10 protein-coding genes and 3 tRNA genes are annotated in these 15,574 nt (G+C 56.7%); 6 read left to right on the top strand and 7 right to left on the bottom strand.

The window, feature by feature from the left end:
- Positions 1–13: 13 nt before the first annotated feature.
- Positions 14–1,012, top strand: coding sequence for an NUDIX hydrolase (locus QP908_RS02410; protein WP_284771561.1), 999 nt, complete (start codon positions 14–16; stop codon positions 1,010–1,012).
- Between the two features lie 28 nt (positions 1,013–1,040).
- On the opposite strand, the gene QP908_RS02405 is transcribed toward QP908_RS02410, so the two are convergent.
- From QP908_RS02405 to leuC, 3 genes are all read right to left on the bottom strand, one after another.
- Positions 1,041–1,829, bottom strand: a complete 789-nt coding sequence (locus tag QP908_RS02405) for a hypothetical protein (RefSeq protein ID WP_284771560.1) — start codon at positions 1,827–1,829, stop codon at positions 1,041–1,043.
- Between the two features lie 137 nt (positions 1,830–1,966).
- Positions 1,967–2,557, bottom strand: coding sequence for a 3-isopropylmalate dehydratase small subunit (gene leuD, locus QP908_RS02400; protein ID WP_284771559.1), 591 nt, complete (start codon positions 2,555–2,557; stop codon positions 1,967–1,969).
- A 22-nt stretch (positions 2,558–2,579) separates the two neighbouring features.
- The gene (leuC, locus tag QP908_RS02395; protein WP_284771558.1) at positions 2,580–4,001 is read right to left on the bottom strand and encodes a 3-isopropylmalate dehydratase large subunit; all 1,422 of its coding nucleotides are present in this window, start codon (positions 3,999–4,001) and stop codon (positions 2,580–2,582) included.
- A gap of 52 nt (positions 4,002–4,053) precedes the next feature.
- Here leuC and QP908_RS02390 point away from each other — a divergent pair, with 52 nt between their 5' ends.
- The 4 genes from QP908_RS02390 (at position 4,054) to QP908_RS02375 (ending at position 10,339) form a co-directional block, all read left to right on the top strand.
- Positions 4,054–4,737, top strand: a complete 684-nt coding sequence (locus tag QP908_RS02390) for an IclR family transcriptional regulator (RefSeq protein ID WP_284771557.1) — start codon at positions 4,054–4,056, stop codon at positions 4,735–4,737.
- A 216-nt stretch (positions 4,738–4,953) separates the two neighbouring features.
- Positions 4,954–5,247 (top strand): hypothetical protein, encoded by a 294-nt coding sequence (locus QP908_RS02385; RefSeq protein ID WP_023026465.1) that lies wholly within the window; start codon positions 4,954–4,956, stop codon positions 5,245–5,247.
- A 233-nt stretch (positions 5,248–5,480) separates the two neighbouring features.
- Entirely contained in the window at positions 5,481–8,153 is a 2,673-nt protein-coding gene (locus tag QP908_RS02380) for a YhgE/Pip domain-containing protein (protein ID WP_284771556.1), read from the top strand.
- Positions 8,150–10,339: a YhgE/Pip domain-containing protein gene (locus tag QP908_RS02375; protein WP_284771555.1), complete on the top strand. Its 2,190-nt coding sequence runs from the start codon at positions 8,150–8,152 to the stop codon at positions 10,337–10,339. The genes QP908_RS02380 and QP908_RS02375 overlap by 4 nt, the downstream gene beginning before the upstream one ends.
- A gap of 336 nt (positions 10,340–10,675) precedes the next feature.
- Here QP908_RS02375 and QP908_RS02370 read toward each other — a convergent pair.
- From QP908_RS02370 to gltX, 4 genes are all read right to left on the bottom strand, one after another.
- A tRNA-Glu gene (locus tag QP908_RS02370) sits at positions 10,676–10,748 on the bottom strand.
- 225 nt (positions 10,749–10,973) lie between these two features.
- Positions 10,974–11,046, bottom strand: a tRNA-Glu gene (locus QP908_RS02365).
- Between the two features lie 38 nt (positions 11,047–11,084).
- A tRNA-Gln gene (locus QP908_RS02360) sits at positions 11,085–11,156 on the bottom strand.
- Between the two features lie 227 nt (positions 11,157–11,383).
- On the bottom strand, positions 11,384–12,877 hold the full coding sequence (gene gltX, locus QP908_RS02355; RefSeq protein ID WP_284771582.1) for a glutamate--tRNA ligase: 1,494 nt from the start codon (positions 12,875–12,877) through the stop codon (positions 11,384–11,386).
- A gap of 233 nt (positions 12,878–13,110) precedes the next feature.
- On the opposite strand from gltX, the gene QP908_RS02350 reads away from it, so the two are divergent.
- On the top strand, positions 13,111–15,573 hold the full coding sequence (locus QP908_RS02350; protein ID WP_284771554.1) for a choice-of-anchor M domain-containing protein: 2,463 nt from the start codon (positions 13,111–13,113) through the stop codon (positions 15,571–15,573).
- Position 15,574: the final 1 nt, after the last annotated feature.

The following is a 15,574-nucleotide window of genomic DNA, read 5'->3' as shown; positions in this document are numbered from 1 at the left end:
GGCACAAAGAGCTATGCCGAGTGCGAAGAAGATGCACGAGACCGATAAAGATAAAAAGTCCGAAAAATTCATTTCCGGCCGGCACCAAGAAATTCCGGTGGAGCCCGCTAAGGAATTTCCCCGCACTACCCTTGCCGCCGGCGCCGTCGTCTGGCGCAGCGACCCTGCGAACCCAGAAATCGCACTCATCCATCGCCCGCATTATGACGATTGGTCCCTGCCCAAGGGAAAGGTGGACCCAGGCGAATCGCTGCCTACTACCGCGGCGCGGGAAATCGAGGAAGAAACCGGCTTTCACGTGCGCCTTGGCAAGTTGATTGGCAAGGTTACCTACCCTGTACAGGGGCGCACCAAGGTGGTCTATTACTGGGCGGCGTTCTACCTCAACGGCACATATACGCCCAACGATGAGACCGACGAGCTGCGTTGGATGCCCATTGACCAAGCACAGCAGCTTTTGTCTTACGACGTTGACACCGACGTCGTCGCCAAGGCACAAAAGCGTCTGCAGCTGGCCCCCACAACGCGCGTATTGTACGTTCGCCACGCCCACGCCCATGACCGTAAGAAGTGGGAGGGCGATGACAATCTGCGACCTTTGGATAAGAAGGGGCGCCGCCAGGCGGAAATGCTCGTGCCAATGCTGGCCGCATACCACCCCACCGCGATCTATTCCGCTCGCCCTCACCGGTGCCAGCAAACCGCCGCGCCGCTTGCCGATGAATTGGGTAAAGACATTGCCATTAATAAGGACTTTGGCGACGAGGTGTGGGAAAAGAACCCGGCGGCCGCCAAAAAGGCTTTCCGTCGTGTTGTAAACGACGGCGGGGTGCCTGTCATTATCAGCCAGGGACAAACCATCCCCGGCATCATTGAGGACTTAGCGCCGCAATTCCTCAAGAAGCCGCAGGAGGAATTGAAGTTTAAAAAGGCCTCGGTGTGGGTTTTGTCCTTCAATAACGGTGAATTAACTGGCGCCGATTATCTTCCCAGCCCCCTGCCGGTGCGCTAGTCAGACCGGGACGCACGAGCCCCTGCCCCTAGCCGTGCATGCCGAGGTTGCGGCGCACAAAGAGGGTGGGGGTCAAGGCCATGAGTCCCGGCAACACGACGACGCCCACCACGGTTGAGCCCAGCGCCATGTAGAGGATGATGAGCGCGATTCCGACCAGCAAGGTGGTACCGATGTTCCTCTTTGCGATCTCCGCGGAAAGCTTAAAGCAATCCCCTAGGCCTAGGTCAGGGCGCGCTGCCTTGACGGCAGGGACCCACCACCAGAAGAACAGGGCGAAAAGTCCGGGAATTACCAGCAGGACTAAGCCGATGCCGATGACCACGCTGGTGACGAGGTAGGCCAGCATGATGCCACCCATGCCTTTGAACGTGAAGAAATCCCCGAATATTAAATCCTGGCCATTGACCTGCTTATTAGCGGCTTGGTACCAGATTGCATTTGCCCACAGATAGACGATTAACAGGGCTATTACCGCGAGGGCGAGTAACACCACGCCCAGCACGCCGAGGGAACCGTCCAAGGCTGCTCCCTCGGTCGCCGCCTCGATGGAAAGGGAACCGCCACCGGCGGCAAAGACGATGGCAATGATGAGGTATGCGACGAAAAGAACGACCATTTGCACCAGCGGGGCAAAAAGCCACGGTACCCAATTGCGGCCGAAATAGCGGAAACTATCGCCAATAATGCTGACGGTATCAGTATCGCCTGGGGCGGGCGACTCACGAAAATATCCCGGTTGCCCACCTGAGTAGGGCTGTTGGGAGTGGTGGTTGTAGCCATCATGGTCGCGTGATCCGGAATAAGGCGAAGTCATACCGCAGAGAATAATAGATAAACCCAGCTGCACGCTTGCAAAGTTAGTATTGTTATTTGACCGTTACCCCACCAGTGCCCCGGATCATGGCGACGGTGGTGTGCGCCCCCGCCAAAGCGTAAGGCGCACCTGTTGGATTAGTTCGCGTGAACCGCGGGTTTAAAGCTGGCGCGGGAGTGCTCGAAGCTCGTGATCGCTTCTTCATTGCGCAGAGTGATGCCGATGTCATCGAGGCCTTCCATCAGGCGCCAGCGCGTGTAGTCATCGATATCAAAGGAGTAGGTGTTTTCACCAACCTGGACGGTGCGCGCCTCCAGATCGACCGTGACTTGGGTTTCCCCTGCCTCCAACTGCTTCCAAATAAGCTCGATGTCCTCTTGTTCCATCAGCCCCGTAAGCAGACCAGACTTTCCCGAGTTGCCACGGAAGATATCCGCAAAACGCGAGGAGAACACTGCTTTGAAGCCGTATTCGCGCAGGGCCCATACTGCGTGCTCGCGAGAGGAACCGGTGCCAAAGTCGCGCCCTGCAAAGAGAACGGAGCCGTCCTTGAACTGCTCTTGGTTAAGTACGAAGGTGGAATCAGAGCGCCAGTTGGAAAACAGGCCCTCCGCAAAGCCCGTACGCTTGACCGATTTGAGATAGCGCGCGGGAATGATTTGGTCCGTATCCACGTTGGACGCCCGAAGCGGGACTCCGGTGCCGGTATGGGTGATAAATTTCTCCATTATTTCAACCTTTCTCGCGTGCTTATTTCAGGTCAGCCGGGCTGGACAGGTATCCGGTGACGGCGGTAGCGGCAGCAACCTGTGGGGAAACGAGGTGGGTTCTCCCGCCAGGGCCCTGCCGGCCTTCAAAGTTACGATTGGACGTGGATGCAGACCGCTCCCCTGGTTTCAGTTGATCAGGGTTCATGCCCAGACACATGGAGCATCCCGCCGTGCGCCACTCTGCACCGAACTCCTGGAAGATTTGGTCGAGGCCTTCCTTTTCCGCATCGGCTTTAACCACCGCGGAGGAAGGAACCACGATCATCCGCGTATTGGCATCGATGGTGCGGCCCTTGACCACCTCAGCGGCGGCGCGCAGATCCTCGATGCGGGCATTGGTGCACGATCCCACGAAGACGGTATCGATCTTGATATCGCGCAGTGGGGTGCCTGGCTGCAGGTCCATATACTCCAAGGCCTTTTTCACGGTGGCCTTGGAATTGTCATCGCCACAGTCTTCCGGATCCGGTACGGTTTCGCCCAGTGGCAGGCCTTGACCCGGGTTCGTTCCCCACGTCACGAATGGTGTCAACGCTGTTCCGTCGATTTCTACGACGCGATCGAATTCGGCGCCATCGTCAGTAGGCAGCGTCTTCCAGTACTCCACCGCGGCATCCCAGTCGGCGCCCTTAGGAGCGAACTCGCGACCCTTGACGTACTCAAACGTCGTTTCATCGGGCGCAACCATACCGGCACGAGCGCCGGCCTCAATGGACATATTGCAGATGGTCATGCGGGCTTCCATGGACATCTTGCGGATGGCTTCACCGCGGTATTCGATGATGTAGCCTTGGCCGCCACCGGTGCCGATCTTGGCGATGATCGCCAGGATGAGGTCCTTTGCGGAGACGCCTTCCTGCAATTCGCCGGTGACTTCGACGGCCATCGTCTTAAATGGCTTCAAAGATAGCGTCTGGGTAGCCATGACGTGCTCTACCTCTGAGGTGCCGATGCCCATGGCGATGGAGCCGAACGCACCGTGGGTCGAGGTATGCGAATCGCCGCACACAATAGTCATGCCGGGCTGAGTAATGCCCAGTTGTGGGCCAACGGTGTGCACGATTCCTTGCTGCTCATCACCCATCGAGTGCAACCGCACGCCAAATTCTTCGCAGTTCTTGCGCAAGGTAGAAACTTGGGTGCGCGATATCTCATCTTTAATCTCTAAGAGGTTGCCGGATTTAATGCCTTCCGTTGGCACGTTGTGATCCTCGGTTGCCAGGTGCAATTCCGGGTGCCGCATTGTGCGGCCTTGCAGGCGCAGCCCATCGAAGGCCTGCGGACTGGTAACTTCGTGCAAAAGTTGAAAGTCAATATAGATAAGGTCTGGTGCGCCCGCGTCGCCCTGCTGGACAACGTGGTCACGCCATACTTTTTCTGCCAAGGTCAGCTGCTGGTTCATAAACATCACTCCACACTTGAAATCTCATAATTTGGGACGTAGATTTCATTATATGGGAGAGTATAGCGCAGTTTCCGGCATTAAGGTACTAGATCGTGCAATGGCCATCATGATGGCCGCCGCAAACCATCCATCGACCCTTAATGAGTTATGTGAAACCACGGGACTACCTCGGGCAACGACGCACCGACTAGCCACCGCGTTAGAAGCACACCGTATCCTCGTGCGCACCCCTGAAGGAAAGTGGAAGGCAGGTCCAGCACTCCCCGGCAACCGCGATCACATCTTAGAAGTCGCAGGCCCCATCATGGATCAACTCCTCAACCGCACCGGTGAGTCCATTCAGCTCTATGAGTTCACGGGAACCACCCGCACTTGCATTGCCACTCGCGAGCCCAAATCCGGCCTACACAACGTGGTTCCGGTGGGGCGACAGCTACCACTAACCTCTGGTTCTGCAGCACGCATCATCGCCGGCTACGTGGACTTTCCCCTGGACGCCGCGCAATTCAGCACTGCCGAGGTGGAAGCTGCCCGCCGCCAAGGCTACGCAGAATCCATCGAGGAACGCGAAGCTGGGCTAGCTTCCATTTCCGCCCCCGTCTTTGATTCTTCTGGCGTTTTTCGCGCAGCGCTGTCTATCTCAGGCTCCGCTGAGCGCTTCCGCCCCTCGCCCGCTAAGAAGTACGCCCACCTCCTTACCTCCGCTGCCCGAGAGCTTTCAGAGTCGCTCTAGCGTCCCCATCTCCGTAACCATCGCCCTGCGCCGCCCATCGGCCCAGGGCGTTGCCGTGTTTTACCTCCGCATAGCCCACCCCAATTGCGGCCTAGTGAAAAACACCGAAAAATCTCCCGCACGCTATTGAAACCGAACTGAAAACATGATTTAATGAAAACAGAGTGAAAACGAGAAGGTCACTCCCAGTCCAAGACGCAGAAAGGATTCACGATCATGACTCACGCTACCCACACTGAACACGAGCACACCCACGGCGAAGGCTGCGGCCACGTTGCTTTCCCACACAAGGACCACACCGACTTCGTCCACGATGGCCACATCCACCGCGAGCACGAGGGCCACTGGGACGAGTGCGAGACCAACGAGCACATTGAGGCTGAACCCCACGGCGACCACACCCACGGTGAGGGCTGCGGCCACGTTGCTGTCCCGCACGGCGACCACGTTGACTACATCCACGACGGTCACCGCCACGCCGCTCACGGTGACCACTACGACGAGCACTAAGCCTCGCCGGCAAGCGCCCTGCAGCGCCCCAGCGCCGCCATAATCCACCGCTTTGATGCATGGATTATGGCGGCGCTTTTCTACGTATTAGCCCAGCGTGAATTAACCTTTTATTAACCTTAGCCGCAGTCGTTCGCGGAGCACGCTGGCCAAGAGGTAACCAAGCTGTCAATTTCGCGGAATCTGCCCGCTTGACTATTAGTTAACACCGTTTCGGTGCTACGGTCTTTCGAGTGATTACTAGTTGGAAGCTTTTTCTCCAAGACTTCGTCCGCCTGTGGCGGACGCCGCAAGTCTGGGTGATTCTCATCGGTTTGATGATTACCCCTGCCTTATATTCTTGGGTCAATGTCTCCGGTTTTTGGGATCCCTATGGCAATACCGAACACCTCAAGGTAGCCGTGGTGAACGAGGACAAGGGTGCCTCGTCAGATCTCACCGGCGATATTGACGTCGGCGGGCAAATGATGGAAAAGCTGCACAACAATGACAAGCTCGGTTGGCAGTTTATGGACCGCGGCGAAGCTGAACACGCCGTAAAATCTGGCGACGTTTTTGCCTCCATCATCGTGCCAGAAGATTTTTCTTCTGACTTTGTCAGCCTGTTCCAAGGCACTTATTCTCAGCCCACCTTGGAGTACCAGGTCAATGAGAAAATCAATGCCATTTCGCCCAAGGTCACCGACTCTGGTTCTTCTACCCTCGAAACCACGATTAGCGCGACCTTTAATGAAAACGTCGCGAAATCGGTTTCCACCGAGCTGAGAAACTCTGGCGGCGACCTCAGCGATAGGATCAATAGCACCGCGGGCAATACCGCGAATTCGTTCTCAGAGACCGCCGATACCGTGGCCAATTCGCGCAATTCCCTGGCGGATGTCAACGCCACTATCGACGATGCTCGCCCCACTATCGCACAGGCGCGCACGTCGCTAGGCTCCGTGCAGACCACGATTGATGACGCGCAGCAGGCCTTAAACCAGGTCACCTCCTTGACCGACGAGGTGCAAAAGGAAGTAACTTCCTTCGCCGACGATGCAACAGCTGCTTATATCCAAGGCACGACTGCGGTTGCCGATGGCACCGCGAACGCCAATGCCAATATCGGTTCTGTCACCGGTCGGTTAAACGGCGCTCTCAACCGCGTCGATGCCGCCACCGACGGCGCCCAAGGCATCCTCGGCCAGGCGGATAAAGCCATCGACCAATTAGCCGGTGTCGCTTCCTTGCCAGCACTTCCCCCAGAGGTCTCCCAGCAGATCAACCAGTCGGTCTCTGATCTGCGCGACCGCAACAATCAAAACCGGGCGGTGTTAGGAGAGCTGGATTCCCTTAATAGCGATACCAATGCCACCCTTGATTCGCTGAATAAAACCTCGGAATTGCTCAATTCCATGGCGTCCCAGGCCCGCGATGATTCCCACGGACTGCGCGATGACGTGGCCAACGGCCTGCCTAAGCTCAATTCTGCGCTGTCTGATGTCTCAGCTACCGCCGGACGCCTATCTGCTTCGCTCAACAGCCAAAAGGCTCTGGTTGGGCAAACGGACGGGCTTCTCGGGGGCGTCGACGAGCAGCTAACCCACGCCCAAGAAGTGGTAAAGCGCTTCTCGGTTGATCTGGATCGCGTCGAAGAAGGCCTTCGCTCCGCGCGCACCGATGTTATTGCCTTAAGCAACACGGCCAATAACAACACCGTGCTGAAGTCCGTCAACGGTCTTGATACGGACCACGTGTCTTCCTTCCTCTCCTCGCCTGCAGAGATGGAAAGCCATGCGGTCTTCCCCGTCACGCACTACGGCTCCGGCATGTCCTCGCTGTTTATCAACCTCACGCTGTGGATCGGCGCGTTTATGCTCCTAATCATTTTCCGCGCCGAGGTTGACCCACAGGGCCGCCGGGATCTGACCATCACTAAGGCGTACTTCTCGCGCTTCTTGCTGCTCGGCTTTTTCGCCATTGCCCAGGCGCTGATCGTTTCCATCGGTAACTTGGTCATCGGCGTTGAGCACGTCAGCGCCACCGCTTATGTCCTTACCTCCGTATTCATCAGCCTGTGCTACCTCAGCATTACCTATGGCCTAGTCTCGACATTCGGTCACGTGGGCCGCGGCATAGCGGTGGTCTTTGCCTTCATTCAGATTCCCGGCGCATCGGGCTTGTACCCCATCGAGATGACGCCGGACTTCTTCCGCGCCGTCCACCCCTTCTTGCCCTTTACCTACGGCATCGACGCGATGCGCGAGACGGTGGGCGGGTTCTACGGCACCCATTACATCCGCGATATCACCGCGCTGACCGGAATGGCGGTTGTTGCCTACCTCATGGGCACACTCTTAAGGCGCAGCCTGTCCAACGTCACCATGCTGGTCAATGACGAGCTGGCCAAGGGCGGGCTCGTTATCAACGAGCAGGTCCACCTGATTGGCAGCCGCTACCGCTTCACGGATCTTCTGTATGCCTCCGCAGACCGCGAGGGATACCAAAAGAGCTTGGATACCAAGTGGATGACCGCTCGGAAGAATTATTCGCAGCTGATGAAGCTGACCATTGCCATCGGGGTGGCCTTGGTGCTCGCGCTCGTGATTTGCTCCCGGTTCATGCCGGACCAGAAAGCGATCCTTTTCGGCATTGCATGCCTAGTGGCGCTGATTGCGGTCGCGGTCATTTGTTCGCTGGAATACGTTAAACAAAGCATCGCGCACGATAACCGCTTGGCGGATCTCAGCGATGAAGAAATTCAGCAGCACCTAGAGCATCAACGCCAAAACCCCAATCAGTATCGGCTAGAAGATGTCCAGTCAGATAAACACCCCGAAATATCTTCTACCCCACAATCGCAGGGCGATACTACAGATAAGCCCGCCGACGACGGCGAAGAATCCGGAAAGGGAGATAAGTCATGAACAATATCCTGACCATTCTCCGCGATGACCTTAAGGCCATCCGTGGCAACGTAATGACCGCCGTCATCATTTTCGGCCTCGCCATTATCCCGCTGCTTTTTACCACTTTTAACGTGCTCGCCAGCTGGGATCCATTTGCCAACACCAAACAGCTCAAAATCGCCGTCGCCAGTGAGGATGAGGGACACCAAAGCGACCTCGCTTCGCTTAAGCTCAACTTAGGCGATGAGGTTTTATCCCAGCTCAGTCGCAACGACGAAATCAACTGGGTCCTCACCAACAGCGATGATGCCGTAGAAGGCACCAAATCCGGTGAGTACTACGCCGGCATCGTCTTGCCCAAGGATTTTAGCTCCAACCTCCTCACCTTCTATGTGGAAGGAACCGAGCCGAGCAAGCTCAACCTCTACACCAACGAGAAGAAGAACGCGCTGTCGACCACGATTACCCAACGCAGTGCTACCGGTGTGATCCAGAAGATCGATGAGTCATTTACCCGCGTCGTATCCAATGTGGGCCTAGGCGTCATTTCCTCGCTAGACCAGTACCTTGATGAGGGTGATACCCAGGCAGCGCTCAATAACGTACACAACCGAGTCAATACCGTACAGTCGCGCCTCGATGCGGCCTCTGGCACGGTCATGGCGCTGAGCAACCTGGTAGATTCCACCATTCCGCTCACCCAGGCGGCCAATAACATCCTGAATGAGGCGGGAAACCAAGCCTCCAGCACGACCAATGACAACGGCGATTCCCCCATCGATATCCTAAAGTCCACGCTGGATGAATCCACTGGTTCATTGGATGCTTCCCTTGCCGCAACGACGCAGAGCTACGAGGTACTATCCTCACAAATCGAGGAATTGCTGAACAACGCCAGCGCCACCTCCGCGCAAACCGCCCAGACCTTCCGCACTGCCGCAGACCGCGTGGGACAGCAAACCGCCGCGTTCCAAGGCGTCAAAGACAGCATCCAGAAGGAAGCCGATAAGGTCGACCTTCCGGGCCCTGTAGCGGCAGGATATAAGGCTATGATGGGGCAGCTGGATGCCAGCATTGCCCAGAGCAATGCGCTGCACGATTCTTTGACTTCTACAGCCGATAACATCGAAAGTGGCGGGGATTCCCAGGACTCCAAGCAGCAAACGCAAGATGCGATTGCCAGCGCCAAGCAGGCCGTCGAAAACGCCCGCAACTCCTATAACTCTAATCTGAAGCCACAGCTAGCGGCTCTGGGAGATAGTGTAGGTACGGTTGCTAGCGATGTTGATGCGGTCAAGCGCGATATCGCGGGCATCCGCAATACCGTCTCTGACGACAATGATGCCCTCGTACGGGTGCGCGATCTAACCGCAAGCCTATCCGGTACCTTGCAACAGCAGGCGGGCCGCTTTGGCGAGCTCAGCCAAAAAATCGATGAAATCCGCGACGGCGGTGACCTCAGCCAGCTTGCCAATCTCATTGGCGATGACCCCGAGCTACTGGCTTCCCGCATCGCCTCGCCGGTCAACGTGGACCGCCAGCCCATCTACGATGTTGCTGCTTTTGGTGTTGGTATGACGCCGTTCTACCTCACGCTTTCGCTTTGGGTAGGCGCCCTGCTCGCCTGCGTGCTGGTGCACACCAACGCTGAGCGCAAATACTTGAAGAAGAACGAAGGCCTCGACAAAAAGGACCACTTCACTAGGAACCAAGCCTTCTTGGGCCGCTTCCTTACGTTTGGGCTCATCGGCATCGCGCAAGCAACCCTTGTCGTCCTCAGCCTGATCTTCTTCGTGGAGATCAAGCCCGAGCACCCATTCATGATGCTCTTTGCCTCGTGGATAATCTCACTGGTGTTTATGTTGATAATATATTCACTGGTTATCACATTCGATAGCGCGGGTAAGGCCCTCGCGGTTCTACTTTTGGTTATCCAAGTCTCCGGTTCCGGCGGCGCCTATCCCCTGCCGCTGCTTCCGGAATGGTTCCAAAATGTCAGCCCGTGGCTGCCGGCTACCTACGGCATCGACGCGTTCCGCAGCGCCATCGCCGGCATTTACGAGGCCGATATCCTCCACGAGCTCGGCATGCTCCTCCTCTTCGCCATCCCGGCGCTCATCCTCGGCCTGTTCTTGCGCCCGGCCATGGATAACTACCACAAGCGCCTCCAGAAGGCGATTAAGAAGACGAAGGTCATGGCTTAGCTTTCCACCTTCAAACAACGCCCAGTGCAGCCTGAGAGGCTCGCTGGGCGTTCTTTCTTGCAGTGGTCGAGCCACCACCCTCCCTTGGCGCTCACGGAGGCCCACAACCCACCCCAGCTCTCGCATAGCCAGTGAGCGCGAAGGGCGGACTCTGGGGCCATAGCAGGCGCTTTCCGATGCCTCCCTCGCTCACCGCACCCCCACAACGTGATGCTCCATGTGGTGCAGAGAGAGCCGTTTAAACGCCACTTAATCTACTTCTCTAGCCCCCTGGAGACGCGAGAAGAAAATGGCAAAAGAAAAGCTGCGAGCGGTGAACCTCGCAGCCAAAATATGTACCCCGTACGGGATTTGAACCCGTGTTACCGGCGTGAGAGGCCGGCGTCCTAGGCCGCTAGACGAACGGGGCTCGTTCGCACGTAGCATGCAAATCAAAAGCAGTGCTGCTTTCTCACTTGCTTGCTGCGGACTCGTTAAACAGTAAACGATGGGTAAACACAATACAAATCAGCAGATAGTAAGGGACTTCGCGCCGGTAAATCCCCCAGTTCAGACCCACTTTGGTCCCGATTGAGCCGCGGGCGCATATGAAAAATTCCTCCAACCGTGGTGGCTGGAGGAATCATTTTACCTGTACCCCGTACGGGATTCGAACCCGTGTTACCGGCGTGAGAGGCCGGCGTCCTAGGCCGCTAGACGAACGGGGCATAGAACTAGTGAGCCTGCTTTAAAAGCATTTTCACTGCTGGCCTACCAGGACTCGAACCTAGAATGGCGGTACCAGAAACCGCTGTGTTGCCAATTACACCATAGGCCATTTGCTCACTCGCTTGGAATCGCATCCTTATCGGCTGCGCTCCCTTGCTCGCTGCAACGTGTTATAACTATAATGATCGTTATCCAATGCGCCAAATCGCCAGCGCAACCGGCATTTTTAAGCGTTTTTCTTGAGCTAAACTAAAGCGGCAGATGACATCTGTGTAGTTCGATGTTCATCCGCCGCTTTAGCGGGCTGCGCCCACCATGCTTCTGGTGGTGCCAGCCTTACTCAGCCGCAGGAACGTACGGAGTTACCTCGCGGGCAGCACGCAGGCGCGCCAAGGTGGACTCTTTGCCCAAAAGCTCCATGGACTCAAACAGCGGTGGCGAAACCTGGGCACCAGAAATGGCTACGCGCAGCGCACCGTAGGCCTTGCGCGGCTTTAGCTCTAGGTCCTCAATGAGCGCCTTGGATAGCGCGGCTTCAATAGCATCGGTCTTCCACTGCTCTACCGCTTCAAGGGTGTCAATGCCCACCTCGAGGGGTTGGACGGCATCTTCCTTCAGGTTCTTCTTGGCCGCCTTTTCGTCCAAGGTGAGCTCTGCATCGGGCGTGATAAGGAAACTGAGTAGCCCATAGGCATCGGCAAGCGTCTTAATGCGCGTTTGCACCAGGTCCGCAGCGAAGGCGAATTTCTCGCCATCATAATCGGCCGGGAAGTCGGTGTACTCCGTCAGGTAATTGCGCAGGCGGAAGGCAAATTCCTCAGGATCGAGAAGTCGAATGTGGTCGGCGTTGATGGCCTCGAGCTTCTTCTGGTCAAAGCGGGCCGGGTTACCCAAAACGTCGTTTACATCGAAGTTTTCAATCAGCTCATCCATGCTGAAGATGTCCTGATCCGCGGACAGGGACCAACCCAACAGCGACAGGTAGTTGAGCATGCCCTCGGGGATGATGCCGTTATCGCGGTGATTGAAGAGGTTGGACTGCGGGTCGCGCTTGGACAACTTCTTCTTCCCCTCGCCCATCACGAAGGGAAGGTGACCAAACTCCGGAGTAAATTCCGCGATGCCGATTTCCTTCAGCACGTCATACATGGCCAGCTGGCGCGGGGTGGATGAGAGAAGATCCTCGCCGCGCAGTACGTGGGTAATGCGCATCAGCGCGTCATCTACCGGGTTTACCAGGGTGTAGAGCGGAGCTCCGTTGGAGCGCGCCACCACGTAATCAGGCTGAGTTTCAGACTTGAAGGACATCTCGCCGCGCACGAGGTCGGTCCAGGCCCAATCCTTGTCCGGCATGCGCAGGCGCCAGACAGGCTTGCGGCCTTCAGCCTCAAAGGCCTCGATCTGTTCCTGCGTCAGGTCACGGTCGTAGTTGTCATAGCCCAATTTAGGATCGCGCCCGGCTGCCTTGTGCCGCTCTTCTACTTCCTCCGCGGTGGAGTAGGCGGGGTAGACGTGCCCGGCATCGATAAGCTTATTGAGCACGTCTTTATAAATGTCCATGCGCTGGGACTGCCGGTACGGTTCATGCGGGCCGCCCACATTGACGCCCTCATCCCAGCCCAATCCGAGCCAGGTCAAGGAATCAATGATGGCCTGGTAGGACTCTTCCGAGTCGCGGGCAGCATCAGTATCTTCGATTCGGAAAATCAACTTTCCGCCGGTGTGGCGGGCGTAGGCCCAGTTAAATAGGGCGGTGCGCACCATGCCGACGTGCGGGGTACCAGTGGGAGAAGGGCAAAATCTAACGCGAACTTCAGTCATGGCCACCATCGTAGTGGAGCCGCGGGACACAGTCCGCACCAGCCCAAACCAGCGCCTCACTCTACTACCCAAAAGTGCGTCTTCATTTACTTTCTTACACACAAAAAGGGGTAGATGATAACGAGTTTCATTATGAACCCACAGGTAAACGGGAATGAAAATCAACAGATTATCCAGTATTGGGAATCATTTTCTATAGTTTCGAGGTGAACTACTGACAACTGCAGAAAGGTAACGCGCTGGTGGCATCTCCTCGTATCCGCTTCATAGCCACGCTCAGCACGATCGCGCTGATCACCCCGGCTACCGCCTACGCCGGCCCAGACGATGGCAAACACATCGCAACCCAAACCCACGTCGACTCCCCCAAGAGCTTTTGGGAAGAAGACAACTTCCTGCTGAAATCCGAATTTTCCGGCCAAACTCCGCTTATCGATGACACCGTTGCTTGGATAGGCAAAGGCTATACCCGCGAAGACGAGGACGGTAAGCGCCACCAGAACTTTATGTATTCCCTGCCTGAAAACGGCACGCAGGACTACATCGGTGACCCAGGCACCACCTACTACACGGCTCCCTACCAGGCCTCCGCCAACCAAGAACCCATCTGGATCGGTTTCGGCGCAGACACTGGGCTTCCCGTGAAAGATTTCCGCGATAACATCGCCTTCCTCGACCTTTTAAGCGTGGATGGCCCGGGCGACGTGGAGCTTTTTACCAACAAGGACGATGAAGACGGCGCCGAGCTCCATCGCATGTTGGGCTCCTTCCAAGACTCACCGCACTCCACATACCTCAATGCCGGTACCCACACTCATAACGCCACTCTCTTTACCAAGCCCGGCCGTTATCGCTTGACCTATCGCACCACCGCGCGCACGGCGGATGGGCAGCTCGTGGCCAGTAAGCCGCAGACCACCAGCTATCAAGTGGGCGGGCAAAAGCCAAAGGATGAAAAGACCCCCAGTCTCAAGGAGCGCTTCGATAGCGCCTCCTCGGGCGATGCCACCGCTGCTGGATACAGCCTGAGCATGGACAAAAAACAGAATCCGGAAAAGGACGGTGACGATAAGCTCACCACCATTTCCTTCGATGCGGAAAATAAGGCATCCGGTACGCTTACGCTGCTTATCGATGGCTACTTCCTCACCGATCTGCCCGTCGCCGACGGCCACGCCGAGTGGGATGAGTACATGGGCCCAACATCGTCTAATATCCAGGCCGTCTTTACTCCAGAAGGCGATGCGCCGCGCTGGATTTCGGAGCAGGTGGAGTTTACCCCAGGCTCTCCCGCCCACACCGATTCTTCCGCTGAAGCGGAGGCATGGGAAGAAAGCTCCAATCCGCGTGAACTGGCCCCCACCGAAGAGGTAACGCTGCAAGAAACCGGCTACACGGTGCGGATGCGCCAGCACGGTAAAGGCGGGACCAAAATCATCATCGACATGGATGATAATAACTTCAGCGGCGTGATGACCGGTGGTCTCTATGACGACAAGAACGACGCGGAACCCACGGCGCCAGTGGAAGCCCCAATTACCAACGGGCACGGAGAGGCTACTTTTACCAATGGCGAGTACTTTGAGAACAAGATTGCCAAAGTAAACGTCTTCCCGCACTCCACGGTCAAGGCCGGCCACGGTAGCACGGTGCTAGCCGAGCCCTTCGAATTCGGTGAAAACTACGAAGCAGAAGGCGAGCTTTCTACCAGCGCGGACGGGAACGCCGCTACTCCAGGCGAAAAGCCTGGGGCTGGCGATTCACTTGCGCCCGGCGATACGCCGGCACCATCTCAACCGCCACAGGACGAGGAGGCTCAACGCTGCAGCGAAAAGCAGGTACTTGACCGCGGGCACGTCGATATCAAGGCGCTGCCTACTGACGACGGTTTCCGCACTGTCCTACGCGATGACACAGGCCAAGTAGATAAGGAGTCGGTAGACCGCTCGCTGGATGACGTGGTGCTCGGCGTGCACAAAAACGCGCTTACTCCCCGCTCCCGACAGCTGGGTGATAAGGAGTTCGATTTCCTTGGCAATATCGGAGACCGCTTCTACCACCTGCCGCAGACGCAGAACCAAGCCATCATCTGGCCGGGGTATAACACCGAAAAATTGGATTATTCCAAGATGAAAGATGGCACGGTCAATTTGAACCTCAAGTCCACGCACACGCCAGAGGGCGCTGAGTGGGGCGCATACATCGATAAGGCCAGGGGTGTCGGCTATGACGTCCTTGCCAATTCCGCCGAAAACGATCACACGATCGAGACCACTTTCGCATCGCACAAGCATACCCATTGGGCTTTTACCAAGCCGGGCATCTACACGTTTGAGGCAACCTATACGGCGACTACCACCGATGGTAAAGAACTTGCATCCAAACCACAGACGTTGACCTTTGCCATTGGTGATGAGGCGGTGAAGTCCTGTTCTACGGCTGCGCCATCCGATGCCCCATCGGAAAAGCCTTCCGAGACGCCGTCCGAAAAGCCTTCGGACTCGGCAAAGCCATCTAAGCCCTCGAAACCGTCTAAGCCTTCGAAGCCGTCCGAGCCATCTAAGCCGTCTACTCCTGCGGGGCCATCGTTTAATCCTTGGGCTCTGGTCTTGCCTGCGGTTCTTGGCATCACCTTCAAGGCCTTCTACAACTTCTTCCGCGACAACCAAGATCTCATTCGTGAGCGCTTTGGCTGGCGCATCTAAC

Origin of the sequence: Corynebacterium sp. MSK204, from assembly GCF_030229885.1 — a bacterium.
Taxonomy (GTDB): Bacteria; Actinomycetota; Actinomycetes; order Mycobacteriales; family Mycobacteriaceae; genus Corynebacterium.
Note: the sequence above shows the minus strand (reverse complement) of the source record. Positions and strands in the feature narration are given on the sequence as shown.